Source organism: Streptomyces sp. NPDC026206 (genome assembly GCF_040638465.1).
Taxonomy (GTDB): Bacteria; Actinomycetota; Actinomycetes; order Streptomycetales; family Streptomycetaceae; genus Streptomyces.
Window position 1 is genome coordinate 131719 of the sequence record NZ_JBEZYL010000012.1, and the last position, 16059, is coordinate 147777.

16 protein-coding genes are annotated in these 16059 nt (G+C 69.8%); 5 read left to right on the top strand and 11 right to left on the bottom strand.

What is annotated here, in order from left to right:
• Positions 1-40: 40 nt before the first annotated feature.
• The 3 genes from AB0F13_RS18765 to uvrB form a co-directional block, all read right to left on the bottom strand.
• On the bottom strand, positions 41-2020 hold the full coding sequence (locus AB0F13_RS18765) for a TerD family protein (protein ID WP_362083011.1): 1980 nt from the start codon (positions 2018-2020) through the stop codon (positions 41-43).
• A gap of 158 nt (positions 2021-2178) precedes the next feature.
• On the bottom strand, positions 2179-2757 hold the full coding sequence (locus tag AB0F13_RS18770; protein ID WP_362083014.1) for a TerD family protein: 579 nt from the start codon (positions 2755-2757) through the stop codon (positions 2179-2181).
• A gap of 197 nt (positions 2758-2954) precedes the next feature.
• On the bottom strand, positions 2955-5093 hold the full coding sequence (uvrB, locus tag AB0F13_RS18775) for an excinuclease ABC subunit UvrB (RefSeq protein WP_362083017.1): 2139 nt from the start codon (positions 5091-5093) through the stop codon (positions 2955-2957).
• Positions 5094-5327: 234 nt separating this feature from the next.
• On the opposite strand from uvrB, the gene AB0F13_RS18780 reads away from it, so the two are divergent.
• The 4 genes from AB0F13_RS18780 to AB0F13_RS18795 all read left to right on the top strand — a co-directional run bounded on the left by AB0F13_RS18780 (position 5328) and on the right by AB0F13_RS18795 (position 8803).
• Positions 5328-6314, top strand: coding sequence for a glycerophosphodiester phosphodiesterase family protein (locus tag AB0F13_RS18780; protein WP_362083020.1), 987 nt, complete (start codon positions 5328-5330; stop codon positions 6312-6314).
• Positions 6315-6357: 43 nt separating this feature from the next.
• Positions 6358-6936 (top strand): methylated-DNA--[protein]-cysteine S-methyltransferase, encoded by a 579-nt coding sequence (locus tag AB0F13_RS18785; protein WP_362083022.1) that lies wholly within the window; start codon positions 6358-6360, stop codon positions 6934-6936.
• 111 nt (positions 6937-7047) lie between these two features.
• Positions 7048-8478 (top strand): WGR domain-containing protein, encoded by a 1431-nt coding sequence (locus AB0F13_RS18790; RefSeq protein ID WP_362083025.1) that lies wholly within the window; start codon positions 7048-7050, stop codon positions 8476-8478.
• Between the two features lie 52 nt (positions 8479-8530).
• Positions 8531-8803, top strand: a complete 273-nt coding sequence (locus AB0F13_RS18795) for a DUF6343 family protein (protein ID WP_362083028.1) — start codon at positions 8531-8533, stop codon at positions 8801-8803.
• 38 nt (positions 8804-8841) lie between these two features.
• Here the strand turns inward: AB0F13_RS18795 and AB0F13_RS18800 are convergent, their stop codons facing one another.
• The 8 genes from AB0F13_RS18800 to rpsA all read right to left on the bottom strand — a co-directional run bounded on the left by AB0F13_RS18800 (position 8842) and on the right by rpsA (position 14758).
• Entirely contained in the window at positions 8842-9150 is a 309-nt protein-coding gene (locus AB0F13_RS18800) for a hypothetical protein (protein ID WP_362083031.1), read from the bottom strand.
• Positions 9151-9160: 10 nt separating this feature from the next.
• Positions 9161-9895 carry a WXG100 family type VII secretion target gene (locus AB0F13_RS18805; protein WP_362083034.1) on the bottom strand — a complete coding sequence of 245 codons (735 nt, stop codon included), beginning with the start codon at positions 9893-9895 and terminating at the stop codon, positions 9161-9163.
• A 6-nt stretch (positions 9896-9901) separates the two neighbouring features.
• Positions 9902-10216 carry a type VII secretion target gene (locus AB0F13_RS18810; RefSeq protein ID WP_362083037.1) on the bottom strand — a complete coding sequence of 105 codons (315 nt, stop codon included), beginning with the start codon at positions 10214-10216 and terminating at the stop codon, positions 9902-9904.
• Between the two features lie 32 nt (positions 10217-10248).
• Positions 10249-10839, bottom strand: a complete 591-nt coding sequence (locus tag AB0F13_RS18815) for a hypothetical protein (RefSeq protein ID WP_362083040.1) — start codon at positions 10837-10839, stop codon at positions 10249-10251.
• Positions 10840-11076: 237 nt separating this feature from the next.
• Positions 11077-11448 carry a tetratricopeptide repeat protein gene (locus AB0F13_RS18820; RefSeq protein WP_362083043.1) on the bottom strand — a complete coding sequence of 124 codons (372 nt, stop codon included), beginning with the start codon at positions 11446-11448 and terminating at the stop codon, positions 11077-11079.
• A gap of 55 nt (positions 11449-11503) precedes the next feature.
• Positions 11504-12097: a dephospho-CoA kinase gene (coaE, locus tag AB0F13_RS18825; protein ID WP_362083046.1), complete on the bottom strand. Its 594-nt coding sequence runs from the start codon at positions 12095-12097 to the stop codon at positions 11504-11506.
• 25 nt (positions 12098-12122) lie between these two features.
• Positions 12123-13067, bottom strand: coding sequence for a PAC2 family protein (locus AB0F13_RS18830; RefSeq protein ID WP_362083049.1), 945 nt, complete (start codon positions 13065-13067; stop codon positions 12123-12125).
• A 185-nt stretch (positions 13068-13252) separates the two neighbouring features.
• The gene (rpsA, locus tag AB0F13_RS18835) at positions 13253-14758 is read right to left on the bottom strand and encodes a 30S ribosomal protein S1 (protein ID WP_225660109.1); all 1506 of its coding nucleotides are present in this window, start codon (positions 14756-14758) and stop codon (positions 13253-13255) included.
• Between the two features lie 474 nt (positions 14759-15232).
• On the opposite strand from rpsA, the gene AB0F13_RS18840 reads away from it, so the two are divergent.
• Positions 15233-16036, top strand: coding sequence for a class I SAM-dependent methyltransferase (locus AB0F13_RS18840; RefSeq protein WP_362083052.1), 804 nt, complete (start codon positions 15233-15235; stop codon positions 16034-16036).
• The last annotated feature ends 23 nt before the right edge of the window (positions 16037-16059 follow it).

The window sequence follows — 16059 nt, forward strand, 5'->3', positions numbered from 1 at the left end:
GAGAAATCCAAGTCGCCTGGTCAGGGGCTACGTTCCATCGTCAGATGCCGTACGCCCTCCGCGCCTGCCCGACCTGCCACAGCACCTGCCGCACCACATCGCTGCCGACGGGCACCGACGGCGGCTCGTACGTCCAGGCGTGCCCCACCCACGGATCGGCGAGGTGGTCGTCCGGCACCGGCGTGATCCGCAGCAGGGAACGCCACAGCGGGTCCAGGACCGGCCCGTACACCCGCGCATCCTCACGGTCGGCAACCATCAGCAGATGCACGCCAACGGACGGCCCCTCGTCCGCGAGATAGCGCAGCTGCGTGACGGCACGGTCGTCGAAGCCGTGCGGGAAGTCATTGACGATCAGCAACTGCTCGGCGGTGTCGAGATCCGCCGGCAGGGAGTCCAGGGCGCCGCTGCGGACCGCCATCTGCACCAGGTCCACGCGCCGCGTCAGCCGCGCCAGCACCTCGGACACCCCGTGCGCGCCGGGCGCCGGCGGCTCACGGAGCGCTCCGTACTCCAGCAGCGGGGCCAGCGCGGACCCGGCCGCGCCCGCTGGGTCGATGACGTGCACCGAGTAGTCACCGACGGGGTGGACGGCCAGGAGCCGCACCGCGTGCGCGACGGCGCAGTCCATGGCGAGCCTGCGCACCTCGGAGGAGTCCAGCAGGCCGGCCCCGGGACCGCCCTGGGAACGGCCGCTGTCGACCCACAGCCCGCGCTCCAGCGGCAGCCGCACCAGCATGGGGATGCGCAGATCCTTGCGCTCCGGCAGGTGCAGATCCCCCAGTCGCAGCGCCATCGGGGTCTCCAGCGGCACCTGGTAGCCCTGCCAGACGGGGCTGTCCCAGCGCGCGAACGCAGGTGGCAGGGCATGCTCGACGACCTCGGCCTCGGCCACGAGCTGGGCCAGGTCACGGTCGAGCACCGAACGCGCCTGCTCCACCAGCTGCGCCTGCCTGGCCCGTGCCTCCGCCCGGGCCGCGTCGGCGGCCGGGCCGACCCGGGTGCGGGGATCGGAGAGCACCCGGTCCAGTTCCTGCTCCAGACGCGACTCCGCGAAGTCCACCGCGCTGCGGTAGGCGGCGGTTGTCCGGGCCATGTCCTCGAACATGCCCCAGACCTGGTTGTAGAGCCGCTCGTCCATCGTCCAGCCGGTGGCGTCACCCGCCACCGGCCGGGGCGGCCGACCGGGCTCGGCGGCCGGGGCCGCAGGGGCGGGCTCGGGCGGCGTGGAGGTCCGGCGGCCCGGGTGCCGGTAGCTGACCGGACCCTCACCAGCCGACGGCTGCGCCGCACCCGGAGCCGGTACGGATTCGCCCGCTCCGCGCCCCTGTGCGCCGACCGCCGGGTCGTGACCGGCCATGTCGGCCACCGCACGGCCGTCGTCGCTCGCGCCACCGGCCGGGGCGACGCGGCGGGCCGCACTCTCGCCCGCAGCGCGCTGGGCGGGCGGTGCGGAAACCGCCCGGGCCATGCCCTGCGCAACCGCTTCCTCGATGCTCGTCGCCATGCCGTCCGCCCCGGGCAGCCCCTGATCGCGCAGCATCGCGGCCAGGCCGTCGGCGTACCCCTGGCCGACCGCGCGCACCTTCCAGGCGCCCTGCCTGCGGTACAGCTCCAGGGCGACCACCGCCGACTCGGCGTCCAGATCGGTGATGGTGTAGCTGGCGACCTCCGCGCCGTCGGCGCCGGTCACCGCCAGGAACGGCGCCGCCATCGCGCCGAAGCGCGCGGGGCCGTCCGCGCCGGACACCAGGGCGAGCAGCACATTGACCTGGTGGGCGGCCTCCGGCAGGGCGTCCAGATCGACTGCCAGCCGATGCTCGGCAGCGGCCTGCCGTGACACCTCCAGGCCCGGGAGCCGCGGCGAGGCGGGGTGCGCCACCCACTCGGCGCCCGGAACCCTGCCATCCGCGTCAGCGAGCGTCGCGCCCGCCACCACCGGTCGGCCCGCCGAGACCCGGATCTCCAGTCGGGTCCCGGACAGCGGGTGGTTCTGCCCCCGCACCAGCTCGGCCGTCATCGCCGCTTCCCCCTTGTCATGTTGGCTCGCTGTGCCACGGGCCCGGCGGATGCCGCTCCGCCGGGCCCGGCTTCGTACTGCTCTGGGTCCGTACCGCTGTGGAGGCGCCCGGGGTGCCCGGGCGGGCCCGTCCGTTCGACCGGGACGGGCCGCCGCGCCTAGAGGGTGGCCTGGATCTCCGACAGCAGGTCCTGGAAGGTCCGGCCGTTGGCCGGGGTCCCGATGGCCGTCATCTGCCAGCCGTCGCCCACCCGGTGCACCTTCGCCATGATCTGAGCGGTGTACGGGCCGCCGCCGTCCAGGGTGTAGCGCGCCAGCTCCTGGCCGGTGGTCTCGTCGACCAGCCGGCAGAAGGCGTTGCGGACCTCGGCGAAGGTCTGGCCTGTGAAGGAGTTCACCGTGAAGACGATCTGGTTGACGTGCACGGGAACGCGCTGCAGGTCGACGAGGATCGACTCGTCGTCGCTGCCCTGGCCCGCGCCGCCGACCAGGTTGTCGCCGGTGTGGCGCACCGAGCCGTCCTTGCTCACCAGCTGCTGGAAGAAGGCCACGTCGACCGGCTGCTTGTCGGCGAAGAGCACCGCCGAGGCGTCGAGGTCGATTTCCTTCGTCCGCGTCCCGAACAGCCCGCGGCGAGGGGCCGCCTGCCAGCCCAGCCCCATCCGCACCGCGGTCAGGGTGCCCCCGTCGGCCTTCCGGAGGCTGATGCCCTGGCCCTTGGACAAGTTGACCGTCACGCGCAGTCCCTCTCTCGTTCGTTCGTCCCCGTGGCCACGCGTTCGCGCGGCCTCCTTGAAGGACCCTATGCACTGGTGAGGAGCGGGTACTCACCCCAGGGGGGTTTGTGGCGGTCTTGCAACATGCCCCGTACGCCGTCGCGTACGCTGCTCCGTCGCCGACCCGCGCGGAAGGGCGGCCTCCCGCGAGGCCGGGGTCAGGCCAGGCCCGCCTCCCGCATCTGCCGCAGTTCCTTCTTCAGCTCCCCCACCTCGTCGCGCAGCCGTGCCGCGACCTCGAACTGCAGCTCCGCGGCAGCCGCCCGCATACGGTCGGTCATCTCCTCGATGAGCTGAGCAAGTTCGGCGGCGGGCCGGTCCGTGGCCACCACCGCTTCCTTCTTGCCCTTGGCCTTGGCCTTTCCCTTGGCGCCCGCCGCGGAGACCACCGTGGGCACCGGGGCCTTGCCCTTGTCCTTGCCGCTCTGGCGGTAGCCCGAGCCCAGGAGCTCCTGGGTGTCGATCTCCTCGCGGGCGAGCGTGGCGACGATGTCACCGATCTTCTTGCGCAGCGGCTGGGGGTCGATCCCCCGCTCCTTGTTGTAGGCGATCTGCTTCTCGCGGCGTCGGTTGGTCTCCTCGATGGCCTTCTCCATCGCCGGAGTGATCTTGTCGGCGTACATGTGCACCTGGCCGGAGACGTTGCGCGCCGCACGCCCGATGGTCTGGATCAGGGAGGTCCCGGACCGCAGGAAGCCCTCCTTGTCGGCGTCGAGGATGGCCACCAGGGACACCTCGGGAAGGTCGAGGCCCTCGCGGAGCAGGTTGATGCCGACCAGGACGTCGTACTCACCGGCCCGCAGCTCGCGCAGCAGCTCGACACGGCGCAGCGTGTCGACGTCGCTGTGCAGGTAGCGCACCTGGATGCCCAGTTCCAGGAAGTAGTCCGTGAGGTCCTCGGCCATCTTCTTGGTGAGGGTGGTGACCAGGACGCGCTCGTCGCGCTCGGTGCGCGTACGGATCTCGTGCACGAGGTCGTCGATCTGGCCCTCGGTCGGCTTGACGACGACCTCGGGGTCGACCAGGCCGGTGGGACGGATGATCTGCTCCACGAAACCGTCGCCGCGCGAGAGCTCGTACTTGCCGGGCGTCGCGGAGAGGTAGACGGTCTGGTCGATGCGCTCGGTGAACTCCTCCCACTTCAGCGGCCGGTTGTCCATGGCCGACGGCAGGCGGAAGCCGTGCTCGACGAGGGTGCGCTTGCGCGAGGCGTCGCCCTCGTACATGGCGCCGATCTGGGGGACCGTGACGTGCGACTCGTCGATGACGAGGAGGAAGTCCTCGGGGAAGTAGTCGATGAGGGTGTTGGGCGGGGAGCCCGGCTCACGGTCGTCCATGTGGAGCGAGTAGTTCTCGATACCGGAGCAGGAGCCGATCTGGCGCATCATCTCGATGTCGTAGGTGGTCCGCATGCGCAGCCGCTGGGCCTCCAGCAGCTTGCCCTGCTTCTCCATACGGGCGAGGGTCTCCTCCAGCTCGGCCTCGATGCCCGCGATGGCCTTCTCCATCCGCTCGGCACCGGCGATGTAGTGGCTGGCGGGGAAGATGTAGAGCTCCTGGTCGTCGGAGATGACCTCGCCGGTGAGCGGGTGGAGCGTGGACAGCGCCTCGATCTCGTCGCCGAACATCTCGATGCGGACGGCCAGCTCCTCGTAGACCGGGAAGATCTCGATGGTGTCGCCGCGCACGCGGAAGGTGCCCCGGGTGAAGGCCAGGTCGTTGCGCGTGTACTGGATCTCCACGAAGCGGCGCAGGAGCTGGTCCCGGTCGGTCTCCTCGCCCACCTTGAGCGGCACCATGCGGTCCACGTACTCCTGCGGCGTACCCAGGCCGTAGATGCAGGACACCGACGCCACCACCACGACGTCACGCCGGGTGAGCAGCGAGTTCGTCGCCGAGTGGCGCAGCCGCTCGACCTCTTCGTTGATCGAGGAATCCTTCTCGATGTACGTGTCCGACTGCGGGACGTACGCCTCGGGCTGGTAGTAGTCGTAGTACGAGACGAAGTACTCGACGGCGTTGTTGGGCAGGAGCTCGCGGAACTCGTTGGCGAGCTGGGCCGCGAGCGTCTTGTTGGGCGCCATGACGAGCGTCGGCCGCTGAAGCTTCTCGATCATCCACGCCGTGGTCGCCGACTTCCCGGTGCCGGTCGCACCGAGCAGGACGACGTCCTTCTCGCCTGCGCGGATGCGCCGCTCCAGATCGGCGATGGCCGTCGGCTGGTCACCGCTGGGCTGGTAGGAGCTGACGACCTCGAAAGGCGCCACCTTGCGTTCGATCTTGGATACGGGCCGCATGAAACCACCGTACGGCCCACCACTGACAACGGCCTCGTCCCCGGGGTTCCACCCCCGTTTTCCAGGCGAACGGTCGGCGAAAAGGCGGCAAAGGATCCCGTCTGCGGATGCCCCGGTGGTCGCGGTCGCGTAGGGGTATCGTGTACGACTTTCCGTGCACGCCGTACGACTTTCCGTACACGAGGCCCCGGATCGCGAAGGCCGTCCCGGGCCCGGACGCCGCGAGGAGCCCTCATGCGCATCTGCACCGTCTCCGCCGTGACCAGCGCACTTCTCGGACTGTCCCTCACGACGCTCGCCTCCGTGTCCACGGTCGGTCTCGCCGCCGCGCCCGCGCACGCCACGGACGGCCCGGCGGTCCCCGTGGCCATCGGCCACCGGGGGGTCCCGGTCCAGGCGCCGGAGAACACCCTGGCGTCGATCGACAGAGCGGCGAGGCTGGACGTGAAGTGGGTGGAGAACGACGTCCAGCGAACCAAGGACGGCGCCCTGATCGTCATGCACGACACCACCCTGGAGCGCACGACCGACGTCAAGCGGCGGTATCCGCGGCGCGCACCCTGGAAGGTCGCCGACTTCACCCTCGCCGAGATCGAGAAGCTGGACGCCGGCAGGTGGTACAGCCGGCGTTTCGCGGGTGAGCGGGTGCCGACACTGAGCCGCTATCTGCGGCGGGTCGACGACAACCGCCAGAAGCTGCTGCTGGAGGTGAAGGCTCCGGAGCTGTACCCGGGCATCGAGCGGCAGATGGTGGCCGAGCTGCGGCGGGCCGGCTGGCTGGACGGGCGCCACGTCAAGAGCAGGCTGATCGTCCAGAGCTTCAACGCGACGTCCCTGAAGACGCTGCACAAACTTCGCCCGGACATCAAGAAGGGCTTCCTCGGCGCCCCCAAGCCCGCCGAGCTCCGCTCGTACGCCGCCTTCGCCGACCAGATCAATCCGAGCCACAAGAGCGTCACCGCCGCCTGGGTCCGCGCCGTCCACGCGCTCAAGGGCCCGCACGGACGGCGCCTGGAGATCTCGGCGTGGACCGTGGACGACGGCGAGCGGGCGGTCGCCCTCGCCCACATGGGCGTGGACGGCATCATCAGCAACGCTCCGCACGTCGTCGCCGACGCACTGGCCGAGGACGCCGGTGAGTCGTTCCTGTCGGAGCCGTCGGAGCTGGCCGGCTTCCCCGGTCTGTCCGACGCCACCGCAGCACTGGAGTCCGCTCTCTGAACCGCCCGAAGGCACCGGCAGGGGACGCTCTAGGCTGGAGTGCGTGACGGACTCCGAGCGCCCTCTGCCGGCCGGCCCCCGGGTGTGGGCATGGACGACGATCAGCACGCCCGTCGGCCCACTGGGCCTGGCCGCGACCGCGGACGGCCTGCTCAGTGTCGTCTTCCATGCCGAGGACACCGGCGAACGTGCCGCCGGCTCCGTCGACCGCCTGACCCGCCGCCTGGGCTCCGCCCCGGCCGGCCCGCCCTCCGCATGCCACGACGTGCTGGCCGAGGCGACAGCGCAGCTCCAGGCCTACTTCAGTGGCCGCCTGCGGGTCTTCTCCCTCCCTCTCGACTGGTCGCTCACCTCCGGATTCAACCGCCGCACGCTCCACGAGCTCCTCGACCACGTCCCCTACGGCACCCTGGTCGCCTACCAGGACCTGGCCGACCGGGTCGGCGAACCCGGGGCCGCCCGCGCCGTGGGCGTGGCCATGGGCAGCAACCCGCTCCCCGTCGTCGTGCCCTGCCACCGCGTCGTCGAGAGCAACGGCGGCCTGGGCGGCTTCGGCCCCGGTCTGGAGGCCAAGCGCGCCCTGCTGGCGCTCGAAGGTGTCCTTCCGCAACCGCTGTTCTGACGGTGCGGCACCGGCCGCCCGGGCCTCGCCCGCGGTCGATTGTCAGTGGCACGCCCTAGCGTTCCCCTCACTGCGGACCGGTCGTCGCGACCGGCGGGAGAGGGGCTTGCCATGTCGGGGAACACCACGTATCTGGAGCTGTCCCAGGACGGCGCGGGGGCGCACAAGTTCTACGAAGTCACCGTCGACAGCACGACGGTGACGGTGCGGTACGGCCGGATCGGCGCGGCCGGGCAGGTCCAGACGTCCGCCTTCCCGACCGCGGAGAAGGCGCGGGCCGCGGCCGCCAAGAAGGTCGGCGAGAAGGTGCGCAAGGGCTACGCACCCGCCGTGCGCGGCGGCCGGGCGGCCCGCGCGGTGACCCGCCGCCAGGTCACCTCCGCCCCCTCGACCGCCCGGGCCGTGGCCCCGGTGCTGTGGCGCTTCCGCACCGGGGCCGCCGCGTTCGGCATCCACATCGGTGAGGACCGCTGCTGGGTCGGCAACCAGTCCGGCGACGTCTACACCCTCGGGCACAACGGCGAGGTGCTGGCCCGTTACCAGCTGCCGGACGGTGTGAAGTGCCTGGTGGCCGACGACTTCTGGATCTACGCCGGCTGCGACGACGGCACCGTCTACGACCTCTCCTCCAAACTGCCCTTCGCTGCCTACGAGATCGCCTCGGACGTCGACATCTTCTGGCTCGACATCCACGAAGGCGTCCTCAACGTCGCCGACCGCAACGGTGGCCTGACCGTCATCGACCACGAGGACGAATACCAGTGGTCACGCAAGAGCACCGGCACCCACGCCTGGATGGTGCGCCGGGACGAACGCGCCGTGTACCACGGCCACGGGCGCGGAGTGACGGCCTACGCCCAGGACGGCGGCGGCGAGCTGTGGCACAGCCGCACCAGCGGTTCCGTGCTCTTCGGCTGGCAGGAGGACCACTGCGTGTACGCGGGGACCAACCACAACGTCGTCCAGCGCCTGTCCAAGGCCGACGGCGCCATCGAGGCCACGTACCCGTGCGACTCGGCGGTCTACTCCTGCGCCACTGCCCCGGGTGGCCGCTACGTCTTCGCCGGGGACTCCGCCTCCTCCGTCTACTGCTTCGCCGCCGACGGCACCCGCCTGTGGAAGCTCGGCACGGGCGGTGGTTCCGCCCTGTCCATGCAGTACCTCGACGAGAAGCTGTACATGGTCACCACCGACGGCTCCCTGGTGTGCGTCGACGCCACGGAAGCCGCTGTCACCGCCGCCCAGTCCGGCACCGTCCCCGTCCCCCTGGACGTCAAGTCCGCCGCCGCCGTCCCCACCTACGCCCCCTGCGCCACCGTCCGTACGGTCACCTCCGCGCCGCCCTCGGGCATCGTGGTCGAGTGCGTGCAGGAGGCCGGCCGCCTCCGCGTCCACGTCGTTTCCGGCGGCTACGACCCCAGCTGGAACGTCCAGTTCCCCCGCCACATACGCCAGCCCGGCGCCCGCTACGTCGTCGAGGCACTGTCCCCCGCCTCGTCCGGGTTCTACCGCGTCCGCGGCGAGATCCAGCGCCTGCTCTGAGCTGCCGGGACCACCCTGGAGGGTGGATCCTGGTAGGAGGAGATGGTGCGCCATGCGTACGGGCAATGAACCGATGACGGCCCGCAGCCCCCTGCGGCTCCGGTGCGGGCTGGCCGCTTTCGGCCTGGTCTGGGCGATCGCCGGGACCGTCCTCTTCGCAGCCGCCGGGCACCCGGGGTGGGCGATCGCCTGCGGGGTGCTGGCAGCGGTGACGGCCGTCGACCTGGGCGTGGTCATACGGCACATCCGGCAGGGGCCGCACTACCAGCCGGGGCGGGACGTCCCGCCGTATGCGCCGGTCAAGGGCGAGAAACCCGAACGGTAGCCGCGAGTCGCCCCAACCGTAACCCGCCGACAAGCCTTTCAGACCCCCTCCGCGTCGAGAGACCTGCGGGCTTCGGCCAGAGAGCGCTCGCGCTGTTCCTCGGGCATGTCCTCCCACGCCCTGCGCGCCACATGGGCATGCTCACCCAGCGCGTCCGCGTAAGCACCCACCCGCACGGCCTCACGAAGGCCGACCCGGCCGGAGAGGACCTCACGAGCCATCTCCTGAAGGACGTCGCCCGCCCCACCGGCGGCCAGGTGTTGCAGGGCCTTGTGGACGACACGGGCCTGCTCCCGGTCCCGGCCCGGAGCCAGGAATTCTTCGTACCCCACCTCTTGTTCAGGCATGTGCCTCTCCTCAGACCGCCGGGTGGTCATAACTCGCCCGAGGAAGAGGAAAAGCATTGAGTTTCGCCATGACCTCACCTCCGACATGCTCCATGACCCCATAACTGGCGTTCATGGCCAGTTGGGCATAGCTGATGAGCCTGGTCATCCGTTCCCACTCCTTGAGGATGACCTCGGCTTCCATCGCCCCGATCGCGTAGCCCATCGCCGCGGCGCACCCGGTCCAGCCGAAGGCTGCGGAAGCCGCAGCCGAGATGGACATCGTCAGGAGGGCATCAACGATCGCGCTGATGCATCCGCCGATCGCCTGACCTGTCATCGAGACCGACCGCGCGACCGCGCGGTACTCGTCACTCATCGCGTCCAGCGCATCCTGCATTTCCTCGAGATTCTTCCGCAGGGCATCGAAGTAGAGGAGCGCCGCATCTGCTGCGTTGCCGTCCCACGTCACGTCAATGCGTCTGCCGCCGGACTCCATGTTCCGCGCGAGGGCACCGCATGCCTGCCCCATCCGCTGCCATGACTCGGCGCATTTGGCGTAGGTCGCCCAGTCCCCGGCCAGCTGCTCCTGTGTCCATTTGACCGGATCCTTCGGCAGCATCAGCTCGGCCAGCTTGATAAGCCACCCACCTGGGCTGAGGACTTCACAGACCGCATTGATCGGGAGCAGCGGGTCGGCGAACTCGTCCGGCTTCGCAGGCGGAATAAGGTACGTCGTGGGCTGGACCACGTCGGTGAAATCCATGGCCGGTCAGCGCCTCTCCCGCGGGTATCCGGCGTCCAGAACGGCAGCGACTGCATGATCGGTGCGGCGATAGTAGGCAGCAGCGGAACGCAGCTCTTCCGAAGACTCCGTCAGAATTCCGGAGAGACGTTGCAGGGCCTGCAAGACGCCGTTGCGTAAGCCGTCGTGCCCCTCGACCGCGATAGCAAAAAGTCCCATCTGTTCGCCGGAGATGTGCGTGAACTTTCTGGCATAGTTCAACACTTCCCTCGAGTCCTCGGCACCTCTGTAGACCTGCCGCGCGAAATCTTCCAACTGAGCTGAATCAACTCGCAGTTCCATCCGTCCTCCTGGTACGAAAGAATTCCGTTCCATCAATGCGAGACCAGCGCCAGCATCGCGCACAGCACCAGGCCCGCCAGTGCCGACCACATCAGCGACTTGACGTAGACCGCCGCCGACGTCCTCCGCACCAATGACTGGACGACGAGCATTTCCTCGGCTTTCGTCGCATGGATGCCCACCACAATGGTCATCAAGCCGTGGCAGGCCACGAGCGCACCGAAGCAGAAGAGGATCAGCCAGCCCCAGAAAGCGCGCCAGCCGACAAGGTTGTAGCTGTCACCTGCGCGATACACCCGCACACGTTCGCCCGGCACATGTGCGCCGTCGAGTTCGGCGTCATCTCGTACGACCCGCCCCGTCGCCGTTCGGAAGCTCCCGACGCACTCGGTGCCTTTACTCCCGTACCTTCCGCTACCGGGATGCTGCCAGCAACGCTCCACGGTGAGGACGCCCTTGTTCGCCACATGCCCGGCGGCCCTGCTCGCCTGCGAGGCCGAGAAGTACGCACACAGCAGGGCGGCGACCACCCAGCCGACGCCCAGGGCTCGCGCCTTGTACCGGGGCCCCGGCGGGGGCACAAAGGGACTGGGACTGACGCCGAGCAGTTCCGGCATGGCCATGGACGGTCTCCTGGGGCGACTCGATGAGCAAGATCGAGACAGCCACGCTAAGCAGGAACGAGGGGCATGCGCGCACACCACAGTCCGGCGACGACGCCCGGCCAAAAGCCTCCCAGGCCGCGAATCGCCTGCATGCAGCGTTTCTCCAGGGGCGAGTGGGACCGGTGGGCCCCACCTCGGGCACTCACTCGATATGACGAACGGATCAGTCCGTCCGGCGCCGCCGCACGGGACGGTTCAGTCCTTCCGGCCGAACCGCGCCGCCGCCAAGAAGTCCGGGCGCGGGTCCAGGGCCGCGGCCAGGCGGAAGTGGCGCAGGGCCTCGGTGGGCCGGGCGGCACGTTGGAGGGTGCGGGCCAGGGCGAAGTGGGCGAAGGCGTTGTCGGGTTCGCGTTCGAGGACGAGCTGGAATTCGAGCTCGGCCGGACGCAGTTGCGCCGTCGCGAAGAAGGAACGGGCGCGCAGCAGACGGGCCGCGGTGTTCTCGGGATGGGCCGCGATGACCGAGTCGAGCAGCTTGATGGCGCCGCGCGGGTCACCGGCGTTCAGCAACTGCTCCGCTGCCCGGAAGTCGATCACGTGGGTCTCGGGCGTCGTCGGCTCGGACACGTACGTCTCCTTTCACGGCAGGACTCGCTCGCTGCTGCGGGAGAACGCCTGCGCTCTACGGCCTATTCCGCAGCTCTTCCCACACGGCCCTGACCTTGGGTTCCAGCTCCTCCAGCGGGCCGTCGTTATCGACGACCAGGTCGGCGACGGCCAGCCGCTGCTCGCGGGTGGCCTGGGCCGCCATGCGGGCGCGGGCCTCGTCGGGGGTCATGCCGCGCAGGCGGACCAGCCGGTCGAGGCGGGTCCCGGTGGAGGCGTCGACGACGACGACCAGGTCGTACAGGGGTGCGAGCCCGTTCTCGGCGAGCAGGGGGACGTCGTGGACGACGACGGCATCCGCTCCCGCGGCGGACTCCAGTGCGGCGGAGCGGGCGCGGACGAGGGGGTGGACGATGGCATTGAGGGCGGCGAGCCGGGCGGTGTCGGCGAAGACGATCGCGCCGAGCTTCGGGCGGTCGAGTGCGCCGTCGGGGGTGAGCACCCCGGCGCCGAACTCCGCGACCACGGCCGCCAGTCCGGGGGTGCCCGGCTCCACCACTTCCCGCGCGATCCTGTCGGAGTCGATGATCACCGCTCCGTACGAGGCGAAGAGCCGCGACACCTCGCTCTTGCCCGCGCCGATTCCGCCCGTGAGGCCCACCTTCAGCATGGGCCCCACGCTATAGGGCCGGCGGTCAGCGGCTGCCGTCGCCCTCCCTGTCGGCGAGGAAACGCTCGAATTCCGCGCCCAGTTCGTCGGCCGACGGCAGGTCGACGGGCTCGGCGACGAGGCTGCCGCGGGTCTCGGCGCCGGCCATCGCGTCGTACTGGTGCTCAAGCCCCCGTACGAGCGCCACCAGCTCCTCGTCGCCCTCGGCGATCTGGCGCTCGATCTCCTCCTGCGTGCGCAGGGCGTCGGTGCGCAGGGAGTGCGCGGCGTTCGGCAGGACGAGGCCCGTCGCGGCGGTGACCGCCTCCAGTGCCGTCAGCGCCGCGTCCGGGTAGGGCGAGCGGGCGACGTAGTGCGGGACGTGCGCGGCGACGCCCAGGACGTCGTGGCCGGCCTCGGCCAGGCGGTACTCGATGAGCGCCTCGGCGCTGCCGGGCACCTGGGCCTCGTCGAAATAGCTGCGGTGCCCCGGCATGAGGTCCGTGCGGTTGCCGTGCGGGGTGATGCCGACGGGGCGGGTGTGGGGGACGCCCATGGGGATGCCGTGGAAGTTGACGGACAGGCGTACGCCGAGCCGCTCCAGCAGCTGCCGCACCGCGATCGCGAAGCGCTCCCACTCGACGTCCGGCTCGGGGCCGGTGAGCAGGAGGAAGGGCGCGCCCGTCGCGTCCTGCACCAGGTACAGCTCGATCTTCGGCACCTCGTACGCGCTCCAACGGTCGCGCTCGAAGGTCAGCAAGGGCCGACGGGCCCGGTAGTCGATGAGCCGGTCGTGGTCGAAGCGGGCCACGACCTGGTGCGGCAGGCCGTCGAGCAGCCGCTTGACGATCTGGTCGCCCGTATCACCGGCGTCGATGTAGCCGTCGAAGTGGTAGAGCATGACCAGACCGGCCGTGTCCTGGGCCAGGGCCAGGTCGGCCACGGCGAGCCCCTTGGGCTCCCATTCGTACAAACCCTGCGGATCCAACACAGTGACCGTTCCTCCTCATGTTCCGTACCGAAGAACGTCCTTGAAGGGTGCGGTCATTCCCGCTGCGGCCACCGAGAAGATCGCCGGAGCACAACTGGGGCATCAGTGGGGGCATGAGTAAGGCCCGCCCTCCAAGGAGAGCGGGCCTTACATCAGTCAGCTGTCAGCTGCTGCCGGTCAGAGCCTCAGCTCTGGCCGCCGGCGAGCTTCTCGCGGAGCGCGGCGAGCGCCTCGTCCGACGCCAGGGCGCCGGAGTTGTCGGCCGACTCCGAGGAGTACGAACCGCCGGAGACGTTACCGGCACCCGAGGCGGCGGCCGGAGCGGCAGCACCCTCGGCAGCGGCCTGCTCGTCGGCCTCGCGGGACTTGATGACCTGCGCCTGGTGCTGCTCGAAGCGCTGCTGCGCCTCGGCGTACTGGCGCTCCCACTCCTCGCGCTGCTTCTCGTAGCCCTCGAGCCAGTCGTTGGCCTCGGGGTCGAAGCCCTCGGGGTAGATGTAGTTGCCCTGGTCGTCGTAGGACGCGGCCATGCCGTACAGGGTCGGGTCGAACTCGACCACGGACGGGTCGGCACCGAAGGACTCGTTGGCCTGCTTCAGCGAGAGGCTGATGCGGCGGCGCTCGAGGTCGATGTCGATGACCTTGACGAAGATCTCGTCGTTGACCTGGACGACCTGCTCCGGGATCTCCACGTGGCGCTCGGCCAGCTCGGAGATGTGGACCAGGCCCTCGATGCCCTCGTCGACGCGCACGAACGCGCCGAAGGGAACGAGCTTGGTGACCTTACCCGGGACGACCTGACCGATCTGGTGGGTCCGGGCGAACTGCTGCCACGGGTCTTCCTGGGTCGCCTTGAGCGACAGGGAGACGCGCTCGCGGTCCATGTCGACGTCGAGAACCTCGACGGTGACTTCCTGGCCGACCTCGACAACCTCGGAGGGGTGGTCGATGTGCTTCCAGGAGAGCTCGGAGACGTGGACGAGACCGTCGACGCCGCCGAGGTCCACGAACGCACCGAAGTTGACGATCGAGGAGACGACGCCGGAGCGGACCTGGCCCTTCTGCAGGGTCGTGAGGAAGGTCTGGCGGACCTCGCTCTGGGTCTGCTCCAGCCAGGCACGGCGGGACAGGACCACGTTGTTGCGGTTCTTGTCCAGCTCGATGATCTTGGCCTCGAGCTCCTTGCCCACGTAGGGCTGGAGGTCGCGAACGCGGCGCATCTCGACCAGCGAGGCCGGGAGGAAGCCACGGAGGCCGATGTCGAGGATGAGACCACCCTTGACGACCTCGATGACGGTACCGGTGACGATCCCGTCCTCTTCCTTGATCTTCTCGATCGTGCCCCAGGCACGCTCGTACTGAGCGCGCTTCTTGGACAGGATGAGACGACCTTCCTTGTCCTCCTTCTGGAGAACCAGGGCCTCGATCTCGTCGCCGACCTTGACGACCTCGTTCGGGTCGACGTCGTGCTTGATCGAAAGCTCGCGGGAAGGGATGACGCCTTCGGTCTTGTAACCGATGTCGAGCAGGACCTCGTCCCGGTCGACCTTCACGATGACGCCGTCGACGATGTCGCCGTCGTTGAAGTACTTGATCGTCTCGTCGATCGCGGCGAGGAAGGCTTCCTCGTTACCGATGTCGTTGACCGCAACCTGCGGAGTGGTGGCGGTGGTCTCGGTGCTGCTCGTCATGTGGGAAAGGGCTCCGGTACGGACAGTGAGTCGTAGGTACTGCTACGCCGAGAGCCCGTATCGCACCGCCGAAGCCGGACAGCCTTGGAGGTGCACATTCCGGGGGCTTCGGACGAATCCGAGGACTCCGGGAACACCTCGACAACCGAGGGGACATACAACAAGTGCGAGCGCGGCCTGCTCTGTCTGAGGCGCGCAGGCCCGCAGCGCAACTTGTAGCATACGGGGGCAGCCGGACACGGTCAATGCGCGAAGGCGCACACCCGGGATGAAACACCCGAAATCCGGCACAACTCAGGTTGTGCGAGGCCACGAGGGCCCCGCGGCACCCCGTAGCGTCACGCTCGGGCCACCGAAAGCTCCCTCGCGAAGTCCTCACCGGGCACCGTGGCGCCCCGCGCCGGCGGCGACCTGAAATGATCAAGAGCTGCACACCGCAGCACCACTGCCGAGGCCAAGGGCGCGACCGTCGAGATGACCCAAGAATACGAGCCGGAAGCGACCCGCCGTGAGAGCGGCGACGCGGAGAGCAGCCGGGCCAGCCGTGGCTGGTGGGACCGCAACGCCGACGAGTACCAGAACGAGCACGGCGGCTTCCTCGGCGACGACCGCTTCGTCTGGGGTCCGGAGGGCCTGGATGAGGCGGAGGCCGCGCTGCTGGGCCCGGCGAGCGGCCTGAAGGGCCTGACCGTCCTGGAGATCGGCGCGGGCGCCGCCCAGTGCTCGCGCTGGCTGGCCGCCCAGGGCGCCCGGCCCGTGGCCCTGGACCTCTCCCACCGGCAGCTGCAGCACGCGCTGCGCATCGGCGGGGACTTCCCGCTGGTGGAGGCGGACGCCTGTGCGCTGCCCTTCGGGGACGGCTCCTTCGACCTGGTCTGCTCCGCCTACGGAGCGGTGCCCTTCGTCGCCGACCCCGTACAGCTGATGCGCGAGGTACATAGGGTGCTGCGCCCCGGTGGCCGCTGGGTCTTCAGCGTCACGCACCCCATCCGCTGGGCGTTCGCCGACGAGCCCGGGCCGGAGGGCCTTTCCGTCGCCGCCTCCTATTTCGACCGCACCCCTTATGTGGAGCAGGACGAGGCGGGCCGCGCGGTCTACGTGGAGCACCACCGGACGCTCGGCGACCGGGTGCGCGACGTCGTGGCGGCCGGCTTCCGGCTGACCGACCTGGTCGAGCCGGAGTGGCCGGACTGGAACCACCAGGAGTGGGGCGGCTGGTCCCCGCTGCGCGGCAACCTGATCCCCGGCACCGCGATCTTCGTATGCGAGCGTGACTGACCCTCTCCTCGCGGGGCCGCGCC

Excerpts from the sequence above, each read along its gene's own strand:
- AB0F13_RS18790 (WP_362083025.1), top strand. The coding sequence starts at position 7,048 with ATGTCGGGGAACACCACGTATCTGGAGCTGTCCCAGGACGGCGCGGGG.
- AB0F13_RS18780 (WP_362083020.1), top strand. The coding sequence starts at position 5,328 with ATGCGCATCTGCACCGTCTCCGCCGTGACCAGCGCACTTCTCGGACTG.
- AB0F13_RS18800 (WP_362083031.1), bottom strand. The coding sequence starts at position 9,150 with ATGCCTGAACAAGAGGTGGGGTACGAAGAATTCCTGGCTCCGGGCCGG.
- AB0F13_RS18810 (WP_362083037.1), bottom strand. The coding sequence starts at position 10,216 with ATGGAACTGCGAGTTGATTCAGCTCAGTTGGAAGATTTCGCGCGGCAG.
- AB0F13_RS18765 (WP_362083011.1), bottom strand. The coding sequence starts at position 2,020 with ATGACGGCCGAGCTGGTGCGGGGGCAGAACCACCCGCTGTCCGGGACC.
- AB0F13_RS18795 (WP_362083028.1), top strand. The coding sequence starts at position 8,531 with ATGCGTACGGGCAATGAACCGATGACGGCCCGCAGCCCCCTGCGGCTC.
- AB0F13_RS18840 (WP_362083052.1), top strand. The coding sequence starts at position 15,233 with ATGACCCAAGAATACGAGCCGGAAGCGACCCGCCGTGAGAGCGGCGAC.
- uvrB (WP_362083017.1), bottom strand. The coding sequence starts at position 5,093 with ATGCGGCCCGTATCCAAGATCGAACGCAAGGTGGCGCCTTTCGAGGTC.
- coaE (WP_362083046.1), bottom strand. The coding sequence starts at position 12,097 with ATGCTGAAGGTGGGCCTCACGGGCGGAATCGGCGCGGGCAAGAGCGAG.
- rpsA (WP_225660109.1), bottom strand. The coding sequence starts at position 14,758 with ATGACGAGCAGCACCGAGACCACCGCCACCACTCCGCAGGTTGCGGTC.
- AB0F13_RS18815 (WP_362083040.1), bottom strand. The coding sequence starts at position 10,839 with ATGGCCATGCCGGAACTGCTCGGCGTCAGTCCCAGTCCCTTTGTGCCC.
- AB0F13_RS18805 (WP_362083034.1), bottom strand. The coding sequence starts at position 9,895 with ATGGATTTCACCGACGTGGTCCAGCCCACGACGTACCTTATTCCGCCT.